The organism is Streptomyces sp. NPDC006296 (assembly GCF_040613235.1).
In the GTDB taxonomy this organism is placed as follows: Bacteria; Actinomycetota; Actinomycetes; order Streptomycetales; family Streptomycetaceae; genus Streptomyces.
The window spans coordinates 211,609-225,711 of record NZ_JBEXRT010000003.1; the positions used below are offsets into that span (position 1 = coordinate 211,609).

A 14,103-nucleotide genomic window follows, 5' to 3' on the forward strand; every position below is an offset into this window, starting at 1 on the left:
CTCCCCCTGCTCCCCGCGCGTGCGGGGATGGTCCCCCGGTGTGCGGGGTCCCGAACGAGACCAGCCGCTGCTCCCCGCGCGTGCGGGGATGGTCCCTTCCGTGGTCGTATTCGTGGCCGCGGTGATACCTGCTCCCCGCGCGTGCGGGGATGGTCCCGAACGGCGCGTACAAGCGCTATATCCCGGACACTGCTCCCCGCGCGTGCGGGGATGGTCCCGACCAGGCTCGATCGCACCCCGTGGTCGAGGACTGCTCCCCGCGCGTGCGGGGATGGTCCCGCGTACGAGTGGGACGCGCACTGCCTTGGGCGCTGCTCCCCGCGCGTGCGGGGATGGTCCCCAGCGGCTGCGGGGCCTGGACACGGACGGGCTCTGCTCCCCGCGCGTGCGGGGATGGTCCCCCGGTGGGTGACGGGGTGGGTGTCGTCACCGGCTGCTCCCCGCGCGTGCGGGGATGGTCCCGGAGACACCCCATGGAACAGCTCCCCACCCCCCTGCTCCCCGCGCGTGCGGGGATGGTCCCCTCGCGAACGGACGCTGGCACCACCTGGTTTTCTGCTCCCCGCGCGTGCGGGGATGGTCCCACGGTGTACACGCTGCGGCTCGTCATCACCGCCTGCTCCCCGCGCGTGCGGGGATGGTCCCGGCCCCGACCGGAGTTACCGCTCCCGTCGGGGCTGCTCCCCGCGCGTGCGGGGATGGTCCCCATCTGTACATCTCGGGCGACACCGTCCAGGTCTGCTCCCCGCGCGCGCGGGGATGGTCCCCGCGGTGGACCCCGGACGCCCTGGACCGGCTGCTGCTCCCCGCGCGTGCGGGGATGGCGGCCCCCCTTCGCCCCACACCCGGTACGCCGCGAACTTATGCCCCCACGCGGGAATGCGCGCAGGGCCCGCGATATGGGTATCCGCACAGCTGCACCTGAGTAGGAGCGCTCACTCCGCGGCGCCCCTCGGCCCGCGAAGGTAGTGGCAGACCCAGCAACTGGAGAGGACCTCAGACATGTCCCGCAGAACGAACCGGCCCGCCGCATCCTTCAGGCCCGCAGGGGCGCGTCTCGTCGCCGCCGCCTTCACGGGTGCGGTCGCGCTCGTCGCCCTCACGGGCTGTGCGGGCATGGAGTACCGCGAGGCGATATGCAGCGGTGGCGAGTACCCCGTGCTGTCGGTGGGCGGGACCGGTTCCGCCTGTGTCCCGGACAAGGAGCAGCCGCCCGCAGGCTTCGCGCGGTACCCGGAGGGCAAGGTGCCGCAGCAGGTCGACGACAAGTGGGACGTGTACTGGAACACGCACACGGTCGACGAGGACGGCAACACGATCGACGCCCCGGACGCCGGCTGATTCGTGCCGCCCTGCCCGAGGGAGCTTCCTCGGGCAGGGCGGCGACGGTCCTGGGCCGTACGGCCCCGGGCTCCTACGGGTCAGGGCCCGTACGCCGCTTCTCGGGCCTGCTTCATCACGCGCCCGCACCGCTCCTCGGGCCCGCTCCGTCACGCGCCCGCACCCTTGCTCGTGTCCCGGGAAAGCGCCGCTGACGAGCGGAAACGTCCCGGTGCGCGGGATCTGCGCTGGCAGCATCGCGCGGTTCGGTGCCAGCATGGGAGGGGCGGATGCCCGAACAGCGAGGAGCTGCCATGCCGACGCGCTCGTCCGATGTCACGCGTGATCCGAGGACGGTCGTCGGTGTGGACGGTTCCGGCCACTCCTGGAACGCCGTGCTCTGGGGTGCGGCCGAGGCGAAGCGGCACGGCCAGAGCCTGCTGCTGGTGCACGCGGCCGATCTCGACCGTCTTGACCGGTTCGCTTCGTTCGAGACTTCCGAGCACGTACGGGACGCGGGGCACGCCGTGCTGACGAGGACGGCGGACGGGGTGCGGCAGCGCTTCCCCGGGCTGGACGTGCAGGTCAAGCTCAGCCGGAGGAAGCCGGTGCCGGCCCTTCACGCGGCCGTCCGGCCCGGCAGCACGATCGTCGTCGGCAGCCGGGGATCCGGTGGATTCGGCCCGCTCCTGCTCGGATCGACCGGGCTGGAGGTCGTCATCGGCAGTCCTGCTCCGGTCGTGGTGGTCCGTGGTGATCTCGAACGTGCCGGGGCGGCCGTCACGGCTGCCGTACGGGACGAGGACGACGCGCGGTGGCTGGTCCGTGCGGCGCAGCAGGCCCGGGCCCGCGACTGTCCGCTGCGGCTGGTGAACGTCCGGAGCCTGGCCGCCCGGTTCGGCGGCGGGACCGAGTGGGCCGCGGAGACCGAGCAGGCGGGCGGGACCGCCTGGGCCGAGGAGACCGGCGGGACCGAGCAGGCCGGTGGGACCGGGGAGGCCGAGAGAACCGCCGAGGCCTCGGGAACCGGCGACACCCGGGACATCGGACCGGCCCGAGGGCCCGGCCCTGCGGGAGAGCCCGAAGCGGCCCCGCTCGGCGGAACGAGCCACGGCGAGGGGCCGGAGGACCGGCTTCTGGCCGGCCTCGCCTCCCGGATGCGTGCGGAGGTCCCCGGTCTCGTCGTGCGGACCGAGGTGATCGCGGCCAGGTCCGCCGCCTCCGCGCTCGTCGAGGCGAGCAGGTCCGCGGACCTGCTGGTGATGGGGAGTCACGAGCGGCGCGGCTACTCCGTCCTGGGACTGGGGCACGTCGCGCACGCCCTGCTCCACCACGCCCATTGCCCGGTGGAGATCGTGCCGTACCGGAGGAACTACGAGAGCGGGGTCGTGGAGGAGGGGCTCACGGACGACGAGGGCTGACGGCGGCCCCGCCGCGTGAGGACGCCTCACATCCCATTGCCCTGCCCAACGGGCACTCCCCCGATCCGACGCGACCCGCCGCGCGGTCACACCCAGGACCGGGTCCGCCCCGCCCCCACGCACACCTCTGATCGGATGCGCCCCGCCCCCACGCACACACCTCCTGATCGGATGCGACCGCCCCACGCACACACCCCGGATCGGATGCACCCCGCCCCACGCACACACCCCCGATCCGCTGCCGCACACGGCCTCCCGCCGGACGGGCCCACCGGGTGTGCTTGTCATGGCCCCCCACCTGGCACTACTGTCGCCACGCCTTGGTGAACGGGAAATCCGGTGTGATGCCGGTGCGGCCCTCGCCACTGTGATCGGGAAGTCCGGCTCCGGCCCTCGCGGGCAGCCACTGGGTCCTTGCGACCCGGGAAGGCGGAGTTCGGGCGGTGGTACCCGTCAGCCAGGAGACCGGCCAAGGCACTTCAACCATCCACGAGGTGCTGGAGAGGGTCTGCTGAGCCATGCACATAGCCGAGGGTTTTCTGCCTCCGGCGCACGCGATCGCCTGGGGTGTCGCGTCCGCGCCGTTCGTCGTCCACGGAGTACGGTCACTCACCCGTGAGGTCAGGGAGAACCCGGAGAGCACGCTGCTCCTCGGGGCCTCCGGGGCCTTCACGTTCGTCCTTTCCGCGCTGAAGATCCCTTCGGTGACCGGAAGTTGCTCCCACCCCACGGGAACCGGGCTGGGGGCCATCCTGTTCCGGCCGCCGATCATGGCCGTGCTGGGCACCATCACGCTGCTGTTCCAGGCCCTGCTCCTGGCGCACGGCGGGCTGACCACGCTCGGGGCCAACGTCTTCTCGATGGCGATCGTCGGCCCCTGGGCCGGGTACGCGGTCTACCGGCTGCTGCGCCGGTACGACGTGCCGCTGATGGTCGCGGTGTTCTTCGCCGCGTTCGTCGCGGACCTGTCCACCTACTGCGTCACCAGCGTGCAGCTGGCGCTCGCCTTCCCGGACCCCGGCAGCGGATTCCTCGGCGCGCTCGGCAAGTTCGGCTCCATCTTCGCGGTCACCCAGATACCGCTCGCCGTGAGCGAGGGGCTGCTGACCGTGCTGGTGATGCGGCTCCTCGTGCAGTCCAGCAAGGGAGACCTGACCCGGCTCGGTGTGTTCCTCACCGGCAAGCGGGCCCGCACCCAGGAGAAGGCCGAGACCGAGGCGGTGGCGCGATGAACAAGCACACGAAGGTCAACGTCCTGCTGCTGGTCGTCGTGGCGGCGCTGGCCGTCCTGCCCCTGGCCCTCGGCCTGGGCGAGGGCCAGGAGGAGCCGTTCACGGGCGCCGACGCCCAGGCCGAGACGGCGATCACCGAGATCGACCCCGGCTACGAACCCTGGTTCTCGCCGCTGTACGAACCGCCGTCCGGTGAGATCGAGTCGGCGCTGTTCGCCCTTCAGGCCGCGCTCGGCGCCGGTGTCCTCGCCTACTACTTCGGCCTGCGGCGAGGGCGCCGCCAGGGCGAACTGCGCGCGTCCGCGGGGCAGGAGAGAGCGGGCTCCGGGGAGGATGCCGGGGAGTCGACGGCCCGAAGGTCCTGAGTCCCCGTGCTGCCGATCGACGCGGCGGCGCACAGCAGTCGCTGGCGCCGCCGCCATCCCGTGGACAAGGCCGCACTCGGTCTGGGCCTCACGGTGCTGGCCGTCTCGCTGCCGCCCTGGCCCGGTGCGGCCCTGGTGATCACCGCCGCGCTGGCCGTGCTGCTGGGGCCCGCGGGTGTGAGCCCCCGTCATCTGTGGCGGGCGTACCGGGTGCCGCTGGGCTTCTGTGTCACCGGGGCCGCCACGCTCCTCGTCCGCGTCGGCGGTCCGGAGGGGCTCGTCGCTCTCGACGCCGGGGGCCCGGTGCGCGCCGGTGAGCTGCTGCTGCGGACCTCGGCGGCGTCCCTCGGGGTGCTGCTGTTCGCGTTCACCACGCCGATGTCGGACCTGCTGCCCCGGCTGGTCAGGGCGGGGGTGCCTGCGCCGGTGGTGGACGTCGCCCTCGTGACGTACCGGATGAGCTTCCTGCTCCTGGACTCGGTGCGCCGCATCAGGGAGGCGCAGGCGGCCCGGCTCGGGCACACCACCCGGGCCGCGGCCTGGCGTTCCCTGGCGGGGCTCGGGGCGACCGCGTTCGTCCGGGCCTTCGACCGTGCGGCGCGGCTCCAGACGGGGCTGGCCGGGCGCGGCTACGACGGGACCCTGCGCGTGCTGGTGCCCGAAGCCCGTGTCTCGGTGCGGTTCGTGTCGCTGAGCGTCCTGCTCCTCGCGGTCCTCACCGCGCTGACCCTCGTCCTGGAAAGGCCGCTGTCATGAGCGACTCCGTCCTGCTCGCCCTGCGGGGCGCGTCCTTCGCGTACGAGGACGGTCCCGCCGTGCTCAGCGGACTCGACTTCGAGGCGCACGAGGGGCGCGCGCTGGCCCTGCTCGGCCGGAACGGCAGCGGCAAGACCACGCTGATGCGGCTCCTCAGCGGCGGACTGCGGCCGCGTGACGGGCGGTTGACGGTCGAGGGCCGTCCCGTCACGTACGACCGCGCGGGGCTGACCCGGCTGCGCACCACCGTCCAGCTGGTGGTGCAGGATCCCGACGACCAGCTGTTCGCGGCGTCCGTCGCCCAGGACGTGTCGTTCGGGCCGCTGAACCTGGGTCTGCCGGACGCCGAGGTGCGCGCCCGGGTGGACGAGGCGCTCGCGGCTCTGGACATCACCGCTCTGGCGGACCGGCCCACCCATCTGCTGTCCTACGGTCAGCGGAAGCGGACCGCGATCGCGGGGGCCGTCGCCATGCGGCCCCGGGTGCTGATCCTCGACGAGCCGACCGCCGGCCTCGATCCGGACGGCCAGGAGCGGCTGCTCGACACGCTCGGCGCTCTCCGCGACGGCGGCACGACCGTGATGATGGCCACCCACGACGTCGATCTCGCGCTGCGCTGGGCCGACGACGCCGCGCTGCTGACCCCGGCCGGGGTCCGCGCCGGGCCGGCCGCCGCGATGCTGGCGCGCACGGATCTGCTGCGGGAGGCGGGGCTGCGTCTGCCGTGGGGGGTCGCCACCACGCAGCTGCTGCGCGCCCACGGGCTGTTGGGCGCTTCGGCGCCCGGCCCGCGGACCCCGGAGCAGCTCGCGGCGCGCTTCGGTGTGCCGGTCGCCGCCGAGCGGACCGCGGGCGAGGGCTGATCTCCCGGAGGTTTTCCGGCGGGGTTCCGGGAGTCCGGCCGGGATGTGACGGTGCGTCGGCCGGACGGCCGGCGCACGCAATCTCGACCGCTTTTCCTCCGGTCCCCCACAAATCCACAATGCCGAACCGGTGTACGAATAGAACCCGGGCCTGCGACTGGCATATGCAACGGCCACGCAGTGCGGATGATCTCAAATACTGAGAACGAAACATGGGGCACATCCGCAGGCCACACGGGGTGAGCGAACGATTCAGCTCGTTCGGCGTCGACTTTCGGACTCTTCACAAGGGATTAACTCGATAAGCACTTCGGCCTGTTAGCTTCATGGTGGAGAGTGAAGTCCGCCAGGAGGTGAAGGATGCGCGTAGCGACCGTACGCTTGGTACTCGCGTTCCTCCTGAGCTTCCTTTTGGCTCCGGACTTCGGCGTGTCCACGGCCCATGCCCATACGGCGGCTCCGGGAACACGGGCGGAGGGCCCCGCGCACGCCGTCGGCGGAGCGGCGCACCTCGCCCAGGGCCCGTGCGGCACGGTCGACCGCGGGAGCGAGCAGAACGGCCTGCTGCGCCACCGCGACCGGAACCGCTCCGCGACGGTCCCCCCGCCCGAGGCGCCGCCGCGTTCCGTGGTGGCGCAGGACGCGGGCGGCGCGCTCGCCCCCGCGGCCGTCGCCGCGATGGGCGACGCGATGCGGGCCTCCAGATCCTCCGGCACCCGCTCCGCCCCCGCCCTCCAGGTGTTCCGCTGCTGAGCTGACCCGAGGCGCACGGCGTACCGCCCCCTCCTCCCCGCATCCCGCGGGACTCATCGTCGAGGGGTCGCGTCGACGTGCCCTGCCGGGCCCCGTTCTCGCACGCGTAACGACGCGCCGTTCCCCGGCGCGCCAGGAGGAACCCTTCGCCATGCAAACCCTCATGGAACATCCCGCAGGAGAAGTACCGGCCATCCGTGACAGTGCCGTCTGGGCGGGTCCGCCCGGCGACGTGCGCTCCGCTCCCTTCCGCACGGGATGAGGGCCGTCATGGACCGTGCTTCCTTCCCGTACCTGCGGCAGGACTTCGCCGCGTCACTCGTCGTCTTCCTGGTCGCGCTGCCGCTGTGCGTGGGCGTCGCCGTCGCGTCCGGGGTGCCGGCCGAACTGGGGCTGATCACCGGCATCGTGGGCGGTCTCGTCACCGGGATGATGCGCGGCAGCAGCCTCCAGGTGTCGGGGCCGGCCGCCGGCCTCACCGTCCTCGTCTTCGAGGCCGTCCAGACCTTCGGGCTCCCCGCGCTCGGGGTGATCGTGCTGACCGCGGGCCTGCTCCAGGTGGCCATGGGCGCCCTGCGGCTGGGCCGCTGGTTCCGGGCCATCTCCGTGTCGGTGGTCGAGGGCATGCTCGCGGGCATCGGCCTCGTCCTCATCGCGGGACAGCTCTACGCGGCCGCCGGTGCGGACGCGCCGCTCACCGGCATCGGCAAGCTGGCCGGTGTCCCGGGGATGCTGATCGACTCGGCGTCCAGTCCGGCGGCTCTCGCCTCGCTCGCGCTCGGTGTCTCGACCATCGTCCTGGTGGTCGGCTGGAGCAGGATGCCGAAGCGGGTCCGGGCCGTCCCGGGCGCACTCGCCGCGGTCGTGCTGGCCACCCTCGTCACCCTGGCGTTCGACCTGCCCGTCGAGACCGTGCGGGTCCAGGGGCTGTTCGACGCCGTCCAGATCCCCCCGCTGTCCGAGTTCGGCGGGCTCGCGAGCCTGGGCCTGCTCGGGACGGTGGCCGCCTTCACCCTGATCGCCTCCGCGGAGAGCCTGTTCAGCGCTGCGGCGGTGGACCGGCTGCACGACGGGCCCCGTACCCGGTACGACAAGGAGCTGATCGCCCAGGGCACCGGGAACACGGTGTGCGGTCTGCTCGGCGCGCTGCCGATGACGGCGGTCATCGTCCGCAGCTCGGCGAACGTGCAGGCGGGCGCGCGGACCAAGGCCTCCCGGGTGCTGCACGGGGTGTGGCTGCTCCTGTTCGCGGCGCTGCTGCCGTCCGCGCTGGCCCTCATCCCGCTGCCCGCCCTGGCCGGCATCCTCATCCACGCGGGGTGGAAGCTGATCCCGCTGCGCTCGCTGGCCGCCCTGTGGCGTGAGCACCGCGGCGAGGCGCTGATCCTGATCGTCACGGCCGTGTCGATCGTGGCGGTGAACATGTTCGAGGGTGTCCTCATCGGCCTGGCCCTGTCGGTCGCGAAGGCGGCCTGGGACGCGTCCCACATCCGGCTGGAGGTCGTGGACAGCAGCCCAGAGGGAGTCCGGGCGCGGCTGTCGGGCAACGCGACCTTCCTGCGGCTGCCGAAGATACTGGACAGCTTGGAGGCCCTGCCCAAGGACCGGCCCGTCTCCCTGGACCTGTCCGGTCTGAGCCATCTGGACCACGCCTGCCGCACGGCCCTGGAGAACTGGGCGGAACGGCACAGCTCCTCCGGCACGGAGCCGGTGCGGCTGACCCGGGAGGACGTGGTGTCGGCCGCCCCGTGAGCCGGGACGGCCGGTCCTCCCCCGGCTGACGGGATCTACGGCGCGACCCGCCGGGAGCCTTCGGGCGTCCCGGCGGGTCGTCGTGTGCGGTCAGCCGTGCGGCAGGATGACCGCGCGGCCGTTGATCCGGCCGGCGTGCAGCCGCTCGTAGGCGAGCGGGGCCTCGTCGATGGAGAAGGTCTCGACGTGGACGTCGACGGCTCCGGCGTGGGCCAGTTCGATGACCTCGGCGAGCTCCCCGCGCGAGCCCCAGTACGGCGCGCTGACCGAGGTGGAGAACGGCAGGACGCCGAATCCGACGGGCAGCAGGCCGCCGCCGATGCCGACGATGGTGATGTCGCTGTCGACGGAGGCGATCGCACCGGCCGTCTTCACGGTCGGCTCGGCGCCGACGAAGTCGAGGACGACCCTGGCGCCGGTGCCGCCGGTGAGCTCGCGGACCGTGGCGGCGGCGTTCTCGTCGGACAGTACGGCCTCGTGGGCACCGACCGCCCGGGCGAGCGCCAGCTTCTCCTCGGTCACGTCGAGCGCGATGACGCGGACGGCGGTCATGGCGCGCAGCAGCTGGATGGCGACGTGGCCGAGGCCGCCGGTGCCGATGACCACGGCGGTGGCGCCGGGCAGCAGCTTCGGCAGGGAGCGCTTGACGGCGTGGTAGGGCGTGAGGCCCGCGTCGGTCAGCGAGACCGTCTTGACCGGATCCAGGTCGCCGATGGGCGTCAGGTGCCGGGCGTCGTCGACGATCATGTACTCGGCCATGGCGCCCGGGCTGCCGAGCCCGGGCGGGTTGATGCCGAGGTCCGCGGCGCGCAGGCAGTAGTTCTCCCGGCCCTCCGCGCAGTTCGCGCAGGTACCGCAGCCCCACGGTCCGTAGACGGCCACCGCGTCACCGACACGGACGCCCTCGGCACCGTCGCCGAGGGCGGCGACCGTGCCGACGCCCTCGTGGCCGAGGGTGAGCGGGAGTGCGTAGGGGAACCCCTCGGCGGGCCAGCTCATCACGGCGATGTCCGAGTGGCAGACGCCCGCGGCGCTGACCTTCAGCAGGATCTGGCCCGGTCCGGGGACGGGCTCGGGTATCTCGACGACCTCGGGTGCGGCGCCGACGGTGCGGTACTGGACGGCTTTCATGTCTCTCCTTCGGTCTCCGTACGTCCTTTGTGGCCCGGGTGGCGGCGGCGCGCCACTCGGGGGTCAGGACGCGGAGTACCCGCCGTCCACCAGGTGGTAGCTGCCGTGGATGAAGGAGGCGCGGTCGGAGAGCAGGAAGGCGGTGAGCTCGGCGACCTCCTCGGAGGTGCCGAGGCGGCCCGCCGGGTGCAGCGAGATCAGGTGGTCCCGGGCGGGACCGTCGGTGTCGCGGAGCAGGGGGGTGTCGATGAAACCGGGACCGACGGCGTTGATGCGCACGTCGCGTGCGGCGTATTCGAGTGCGGCGGTCTTGGTGAGGCCGACGACGCCGTGCTTGGCGGCGGCGTACGCCGGGGAGTTCGCGAAGCCGTTGGTGCCGAGGATCGAGGAGATGTTGACGACGGCGCCGCCGCCCGCCGCCAGGATGGCGGGGAGCTCGTAGCGCATGGAGTAGAAGACGCCGCTGAGGTTGGTCGCGACGACCCGGTTCCAGTCCTCGACGCCGTATTCGCCGGTGGGCAGGGAGGGGCCGCCGATGCCGGCGTTGTTGACGGCGAGGTGCAGGGCGCCGAAGGTCTCGACGGCGGTCCGCACGCCGGCCTCGACGGAGGCGGGGTCCGTGACGTCGAGGGCGACGGCCGTGGCGCGGGCGCCGGTGGCCTCCAGCTCGGCGGCGGCCTCGCGGGCGCGCTCCTCGTGGTGGTCGGCGACGACGACGGCCGCTCCGCTCGCGGCGAGCCGCCGGGAGAGCGCGAGGCCGATGCCGGACGCCCCGCCGGTGACGAGGGCGACCTTGCCGGCGAACTCCGCTTCGAGGGCGGTGGGGAGGTTGGTGCTCATGATGTGCTTCCTTGCGTGGTGCTGTGCGGCGCCGGCCCGTGCTGCCGGGATTCCAGCAGGTCCGCGGAGAGGGCGTCGAAGGCGTGGACGACGAACTCGGGCAGGGCGGCGGGCCGGCCGCCGCGCACCCATGCCGTCTGGGCCGCGAGGAGCGCTCCGGCTCCCGCGGCGACGGCCACGGCGGGACGGGGGTCCTGCCGTGGGTCGGTACCGAGGCGTTCCGCGAGGATCGCGACGGACTCCTCCTGGGCGTCCACCCGGATGTGGTGGTACGCCGCGTACAGGGTGGGTTCTTCCTCGGCCATGGCCAGCAGGTCGAAGATGCGCGGCCGCAGGTGCCAGGGCTCGGCCTCCGTGTCGTCGAGCCATGCGAGGACGGCGCGGCGGTAGGCGGTGAGCGGTGGTTCGGCCGGCGGTCGCTCGCGGAGCGCTCGGTTGATCCGGTCGCCGTCGCCCCGCACTGCGTCGAGGACGGCGGCCTCCTTGCTCGGGAAGTACCGGCTGAAGGTGCGCCGGTCGACATCGGCCGCCTGGGCGATCTCCTCGACCGTGACGCTCCGCAGACCGCGGTCGAGCACCAGCTCGAACGCGCTCCGGGCCAGTGCGTCCCGGGTCCGGCGCGCCTTGCGGCTGCGCCGTTCCGGGGCGTTTCCCGTCTGATGCATAGCTGCATCGTACACCTGAAAATGTCCCAGTGGGACTTCTGCCCCGGCGGGACATCACGAGGCCGGCCGGGACCACGTCCGGAGGACCGACCACAGCCGGAGGGCCGGGAACGCCGGAGGACCGACCACAGCCGGAGGCCCGGGAACGCCGGAGGGTCGGGGCGCCATGCGACCGCCCCGGCCCTCCGCGGCGCCACCGCGCGTCTGTCGCGCCGGTGGCCCCTCGTGCATCCGCTACGTCAGGGGTTCGGCCCCCTCCGGCGTCTTCTCGCGCGTGCGGCTCAGCGCGCCGGGCCACCAGGCCGTGGGGCCGATGTCCCGGACCAGGGCGGGCACCAGGAGCGAACGGACGACGAGGGTGTCCAGGAGGACGCCGAAGGCGACGATGAACGCGATCTGCACCAGGAAGGCCAGCGGGATGACGCCCAGGGCCGCGAAGGTGGCAGCGAGGACGACGCCCGCCGAGGTGATGACCCCGCCCGTGGTGGTCAGTCCGCGGAGGACGCCCTGGCGGGTCCCGTGGATGAGGGACTCCTCGCGGACCCTCGACATCAGGAAGATGTTGTAGTCGACGCCGAGCGCCACCAGGAAGACGAATCCGTACAGCGGTACGGAGGAGTCCGTCCCGCTGAAGCCGAAGACGTGCTGGAAGACCAGCGACGCGATGCCGAGCGTCGCGAGGAAGTTGAGCGCCACCGTGGCCACGAGCAGGAGCGGCATCAGCAGCGAGCGGAGCAGGCCGATCAGGATGACGAGGATGATGACCAGCACCACCGGGACGATGATGTTGCGGTCGTGCTCCGCGGTCTTCTGGGTGTCGTACTGCTGCGCGGTGTAGCCGCCGACGAGCGCCTTCGCGCCGGGGACGGCGTGGACCGCGTCGCGCAGCTCCGTGACCGCCTCCTTGGCCGCGTCGCTGTCGGCCGCGGCGGACAGCGTGGCGTCGATGCGGACCCGGCCGTCCACGACGAGCGGTTCCCCGCCGCCCGGACGCCCGGAGGAGGACAGGACGGAGACGGCCGCGACTCCGGGGACGTCCTCGGCTGCGGCGACGACCTGCTTCGCGCGGCCCGCGTCCGCGATCACGACCGCCGGGTTGCCCGATCCGCCGGGGAAGTGGCGGCCCAGGGTCTCCTGCGCGGTGACGGAGGGCGCCTCGTTGACGAAGATCTCCTCGAGCGGCACCCCCTTGGAGTTGAGGGTGGGCATGAAGGCCGCGCAGGCCACGAGGCCGACCAGGGTGACGGCCCACACCTTGCGGGGGGAACGGTCGACCAGGCCCGCCACCCGGGACCAGATGCCCGTCGAACCGGCCTCGGGCGCGTCCTCGCCCTTCTTCGGGCCGGACGGCCAGTACGCGGCCCTGCCGAGCAGGACCAGGACGGCGGGCAGGAAGGTGAGGGCGCTCAGGACGGAGCAGACGATGCCGATGGCGCCCACCGGGCCGAGCGCGCGGTTGTTGGTCAGGTCGCTGAGCAGGAGGGCGAGCAGTCCCAGGGCCACCGTGGCGGCGCTGGCCGCGATCGGGCCGGCGGACTCGCGCAGTGCGGCGCGCATCGCGGTCCACCGGTCGGGGCACCGCCCGAGCTCCTCGCGGAACCGTGCGGTGAGCAGCAGCGCGTAGTCGGTCGCCGCCCCGATGACCAGGATCGACAGGATGCCCTGGACCTGGCCGTCGACGCGGACGACGTCGTGGTCCGCGAGAACGTAGACGATCGCGCAGGAGACCCCGAGCGCGAAGACCGCGCCGATGATGATGATCAGGGGCAGCAGGACGCTCCGGTAGACCAGGAGCAGGATGACGAGCACGGTCACCAGGGCGACCCCGAGCAGGAGTCCGTCGATGCCGGCGAAGGCGTCCGAGAGGTCGGCCTGGGAGGCCGCGGGGCCCGCGAGACCGACCGTGGTCCCGGGGACCTCCTGCGCCGCACTCCTGATCCGGTCGAGCGCGTCGGGGAGTTCGTCGCCGAGGTCCGGCCTCAGCTGGACGACGCCCTCCAGCGCCTTGCGGTCGTCGGACAGCAGCGCGGGGCTCACCTCCCCGGTGACGCCCGGCCCGTTCTTGGCGGAGGCGAGGGCGGCGGTGGCCTGCTTCTGCTGCTGCGGGCCGAGCTCCCCGCCCTCCTTCGCCGTCCAGACCACGACGGCGGGCACCGTCTCCTGGCGGGTGAACGCCTTCTGGGCCTCGACGACCTGCGTGGACTCGGCACTCTGGGGCAGGAACGAGGCCTGGTCGTTGGTGGCCACCTCCCCGAGCTTCCCCGCGTACGAGCCGAACGCCCCGCCCACGACGAGCCAGGCCAGGACGAGGAACACGGGGACTAGAACAAGCCGGCGGCCCGGCTTCGATGCGGTGGACATGGCACTCCTGGGTCGCCGCGATCTCTCGATAATGATGTATCTCAATGATTGAGATTACATGCACCACCGACTGCCCCCGAACCGGTCCGGCAATCCAGGACTCCCGTGCCGGCATCGGGGCGCGCGCAACTCAGCCCCGCGGGACCTGTATTCGGGAGAGTTCGCCGTTCATCCGTCCGAGGAAGCGGAGGGCCGCCTCCAGCTCACCCGGCCCGGAGGCCTCGCGCGCGCCGGTCGCCGCCTCCGCCAGGGGCATGAAGAAGGACCGGGCGGCCGCCTTCGCCCCGGACTCGTAGTACAGGTGCACGACGCGGCGGTCGGCGCTCTCGCGCGCCCGTCTGATGTGCCCCGCGCGCTCCAGCCGGTCCAGGCACGCGGTGACCGCGCCGGACGTCAGGCCGAGGTGTTCGCGCAGCCGCCCGGGGGTCAGCGGCGTCTCGGCGTCGAGGATCGCGCCGAGCGCCTGCACGTCCGTGGCGTGCAGACCCTGCGCGTGCGCGAAGGCGTGGACCAGCCGGTTGATCTCGCCGTTCATCCGGCGCAGCTCCATGGCGAGGGCCAGGAGCTCCGGCCTCCCGGCCGCCTGCGCGCCCGGGCCGTCACGAGGGTCCTCTGCTCTGTCCACCGCCCCATGATAGGACGCA

13 protein-coding genes, 1 CRISPR repeat array and 1 riboswitch (1 of these 15 only partly in view) are annotated in these 14,103 nt (G+C 72.9%); of the genes, 8 read left to right on the plus strand and 5 right to left on the minus strand.

The window, feature by feature from the left end:
* Positions 1-828: a CRISPR direct-repeat array (repeat unit 29 nt; unit sequence CTGCTCCCCGCGCGTGCGGGGATGGTCCC); it begins 726 nt to the left of the window's first position.
* A gap of 174 nt (positions 829-1,002) precedes the next feature.
* The 8 genes from ABZ172_RS03510 to ABZ172_RS03545 all read left to right on the plus strand — a co-directional run bounded on the left by ABZ172_RS03510 (position 1,003) and on the right by ABZ172_RS03545 (position 8,462).
* Entirely contained in the window at positions 1,003-1,341 is a 339-nt protein-coding gene (locus ABZ172_RS03510; protein WP_356879721.1) for a hypothetical protein, read from the plus strand.
* Positions 1,342-1,634: 293 nt separating this feature from the next.
* Complete coding sequence (locus tag ABZ172_RS03515) at positions 1,635-2,741, plus strand: universal stress protein (protein WP_356879723.1); 1,107 nt, start codon at positions 1,635-1,637, stop codon at positions 2,739-2,741.
* 282 nt (positions 2,742-3,023) lie between these two features.
* Positions 3,024-3,230, plus strand: a riboswitch (cobalamin riboswitch).
* Between the two features lie 29 nt (positions 3,231-3,259).
* Positions 3,260-3,973 carry an energy-coupling factor ABC transporter permease gene (locus ABZ172_RS03520; protein ID WP_356879725.1) on the plus strand — a complete coding sequence of 238 codons (714 nt, stop codon included), beginning with the start codon at positions 3,260-3,262 and terminating at the stop codon, positions 3,971-3,973.
* Complete coding sequence (locus ABZ172_RS03525; RefSeq protein ID WP_356879727.1) at positions 3,970-4,338, plus strand: energy-coupling factor ABC transporter substrate-binding protein; 369 nt, start codon at positions 3,970-3,972, stop codon at positions 4,336-4,338. The genes ABZ172_RS03520 and ABZ172_RS03525 overlap by 4 nt, the downstream gene beginning before the upstream one ends.
* A gap of 6 nt (positions 4,339-4,344) precedes the next feature.
* Positions 4,345-5,094, plus strand: a complete 750-nt coding sequence (gene cbiQ / locus ABZ172_RS03530; RefSeq protein ID WP_356879729.1) for a cobalt ECF transporter T component CbiQ — start codon at positions 4,345-4,347, stop codon at positions 5,092-5,094.
* Positions 5,091-5,957, plus strand: a complete 867-nt coding sequence (locus ABZ172_RS03535) for an ATP-binding cassette domain-containing protein (protein WP_356879731.1) — start codon at positions 5,091-5,093, stop codon at positions 5,955-5,957. The genes cbiQ and ABZ172_RS03535 overlap by 4 nt, the downstream gene beginning before the upstream one ends.
* Positions 5,958-6,317: 360 nt before the next feature.
* Complete coding sequence (locus ABZ172_RS03540) at positions 6,318-6,710, plus strand: hypothetical protein (protein WP_356879733.1); 393 nt, start codon at positions 6,318-6,320, stop codon at positions 6,708-6,710.
* A gap of 270 nt (positions 6,711-6,980) precedes the next feature.
* Complete coding sequence (locus tag ABZ172_RS03545) at positions 6,981-8,462, plus strand: SulP family inorganic anion transporter (protein WP_356879735.1); 1,482 nt, start codon at positions 6,981-6,983, stop codon at positions 8,460-8,462.
* 90 nt (positions 8,463-8,552) lie between these two features.
* Here the strand turns inward: ABZ172_RS03545 and ABZ172_RS03550 are convergent, their stop codons facing one another.
* The 5 genes from ABZ172_RS03550 to ABZ172_RS03570 all read right to left on the minus strand — a co-directional run bounded on the left by ABZ172_RS03550 (position 8,553) and on the right by ABZ172_RS03570 (position 14,084).
* Entirely contained in the window at positions 8,553-9,593 is a 1,041-nt protein-coding gene (locus ABZ172_RS03550) for an NAD(P)-dependent alcohol dehydrogenase (RefSeq protein ID WP_356879737.1), read from the minus strand.
* Between the two features lie 63 nt (positions 9,594-9,656).
* Positions 9,657-10,433: an SDR family NAD(P)-dependent oxidoreductase gene (locus ABZ172_RS03555; RefSeq protein ID WP_356879739.1), complete on the minus strand. Its 777-nt coding sequence runs from the start codon at positions 10,431-10,433 to the stop codon at positions 9,657-9,659.
* The gene (locus ABZ172_RS03560; protein WP_356879741.1) at positions 10,430-11,098 is read right to left on the minus strand and encodes a TetR family transcriptional regulator; all 669 of its coding nucleotides are present in this window, start codon (positions 11,096-11,098) and stop codon (positions 10,430-10,432) included. The genes ABZ172_RS03555 and ABZ172_RS03560 overlap by 4 nt, the downstream gene beginning before the upstream one ends.
* Positions 11,099-11,332: 234 nt before the next feature.
* Complete coding sequence (locus tag ABZ172_RS03565) at positions 11,333-13,459, minus strand: MMPL family transporter (protein ID WP_356879743.1); 2,127 nt, start codon at positions 13,457-13,459, stop codon at positions 11,333-11,335.
* A gap of 130 nt (positions 13,460-13,589) precedes the next feature.
* Positions 13,590-14,084 (minus strand): helix-turn-helix domain-containing protein, encoded by a 495-nt coding sequence (locus tag ABZ172_RS03570; RefSeq protein ID WP_356879745.1) that lies wholly within the window; start codon positions 14,082-14,084, stop codon positions 13,590-13,592.
* Positions 14,085-14,103: the final 19 nt, after the last annotated feature.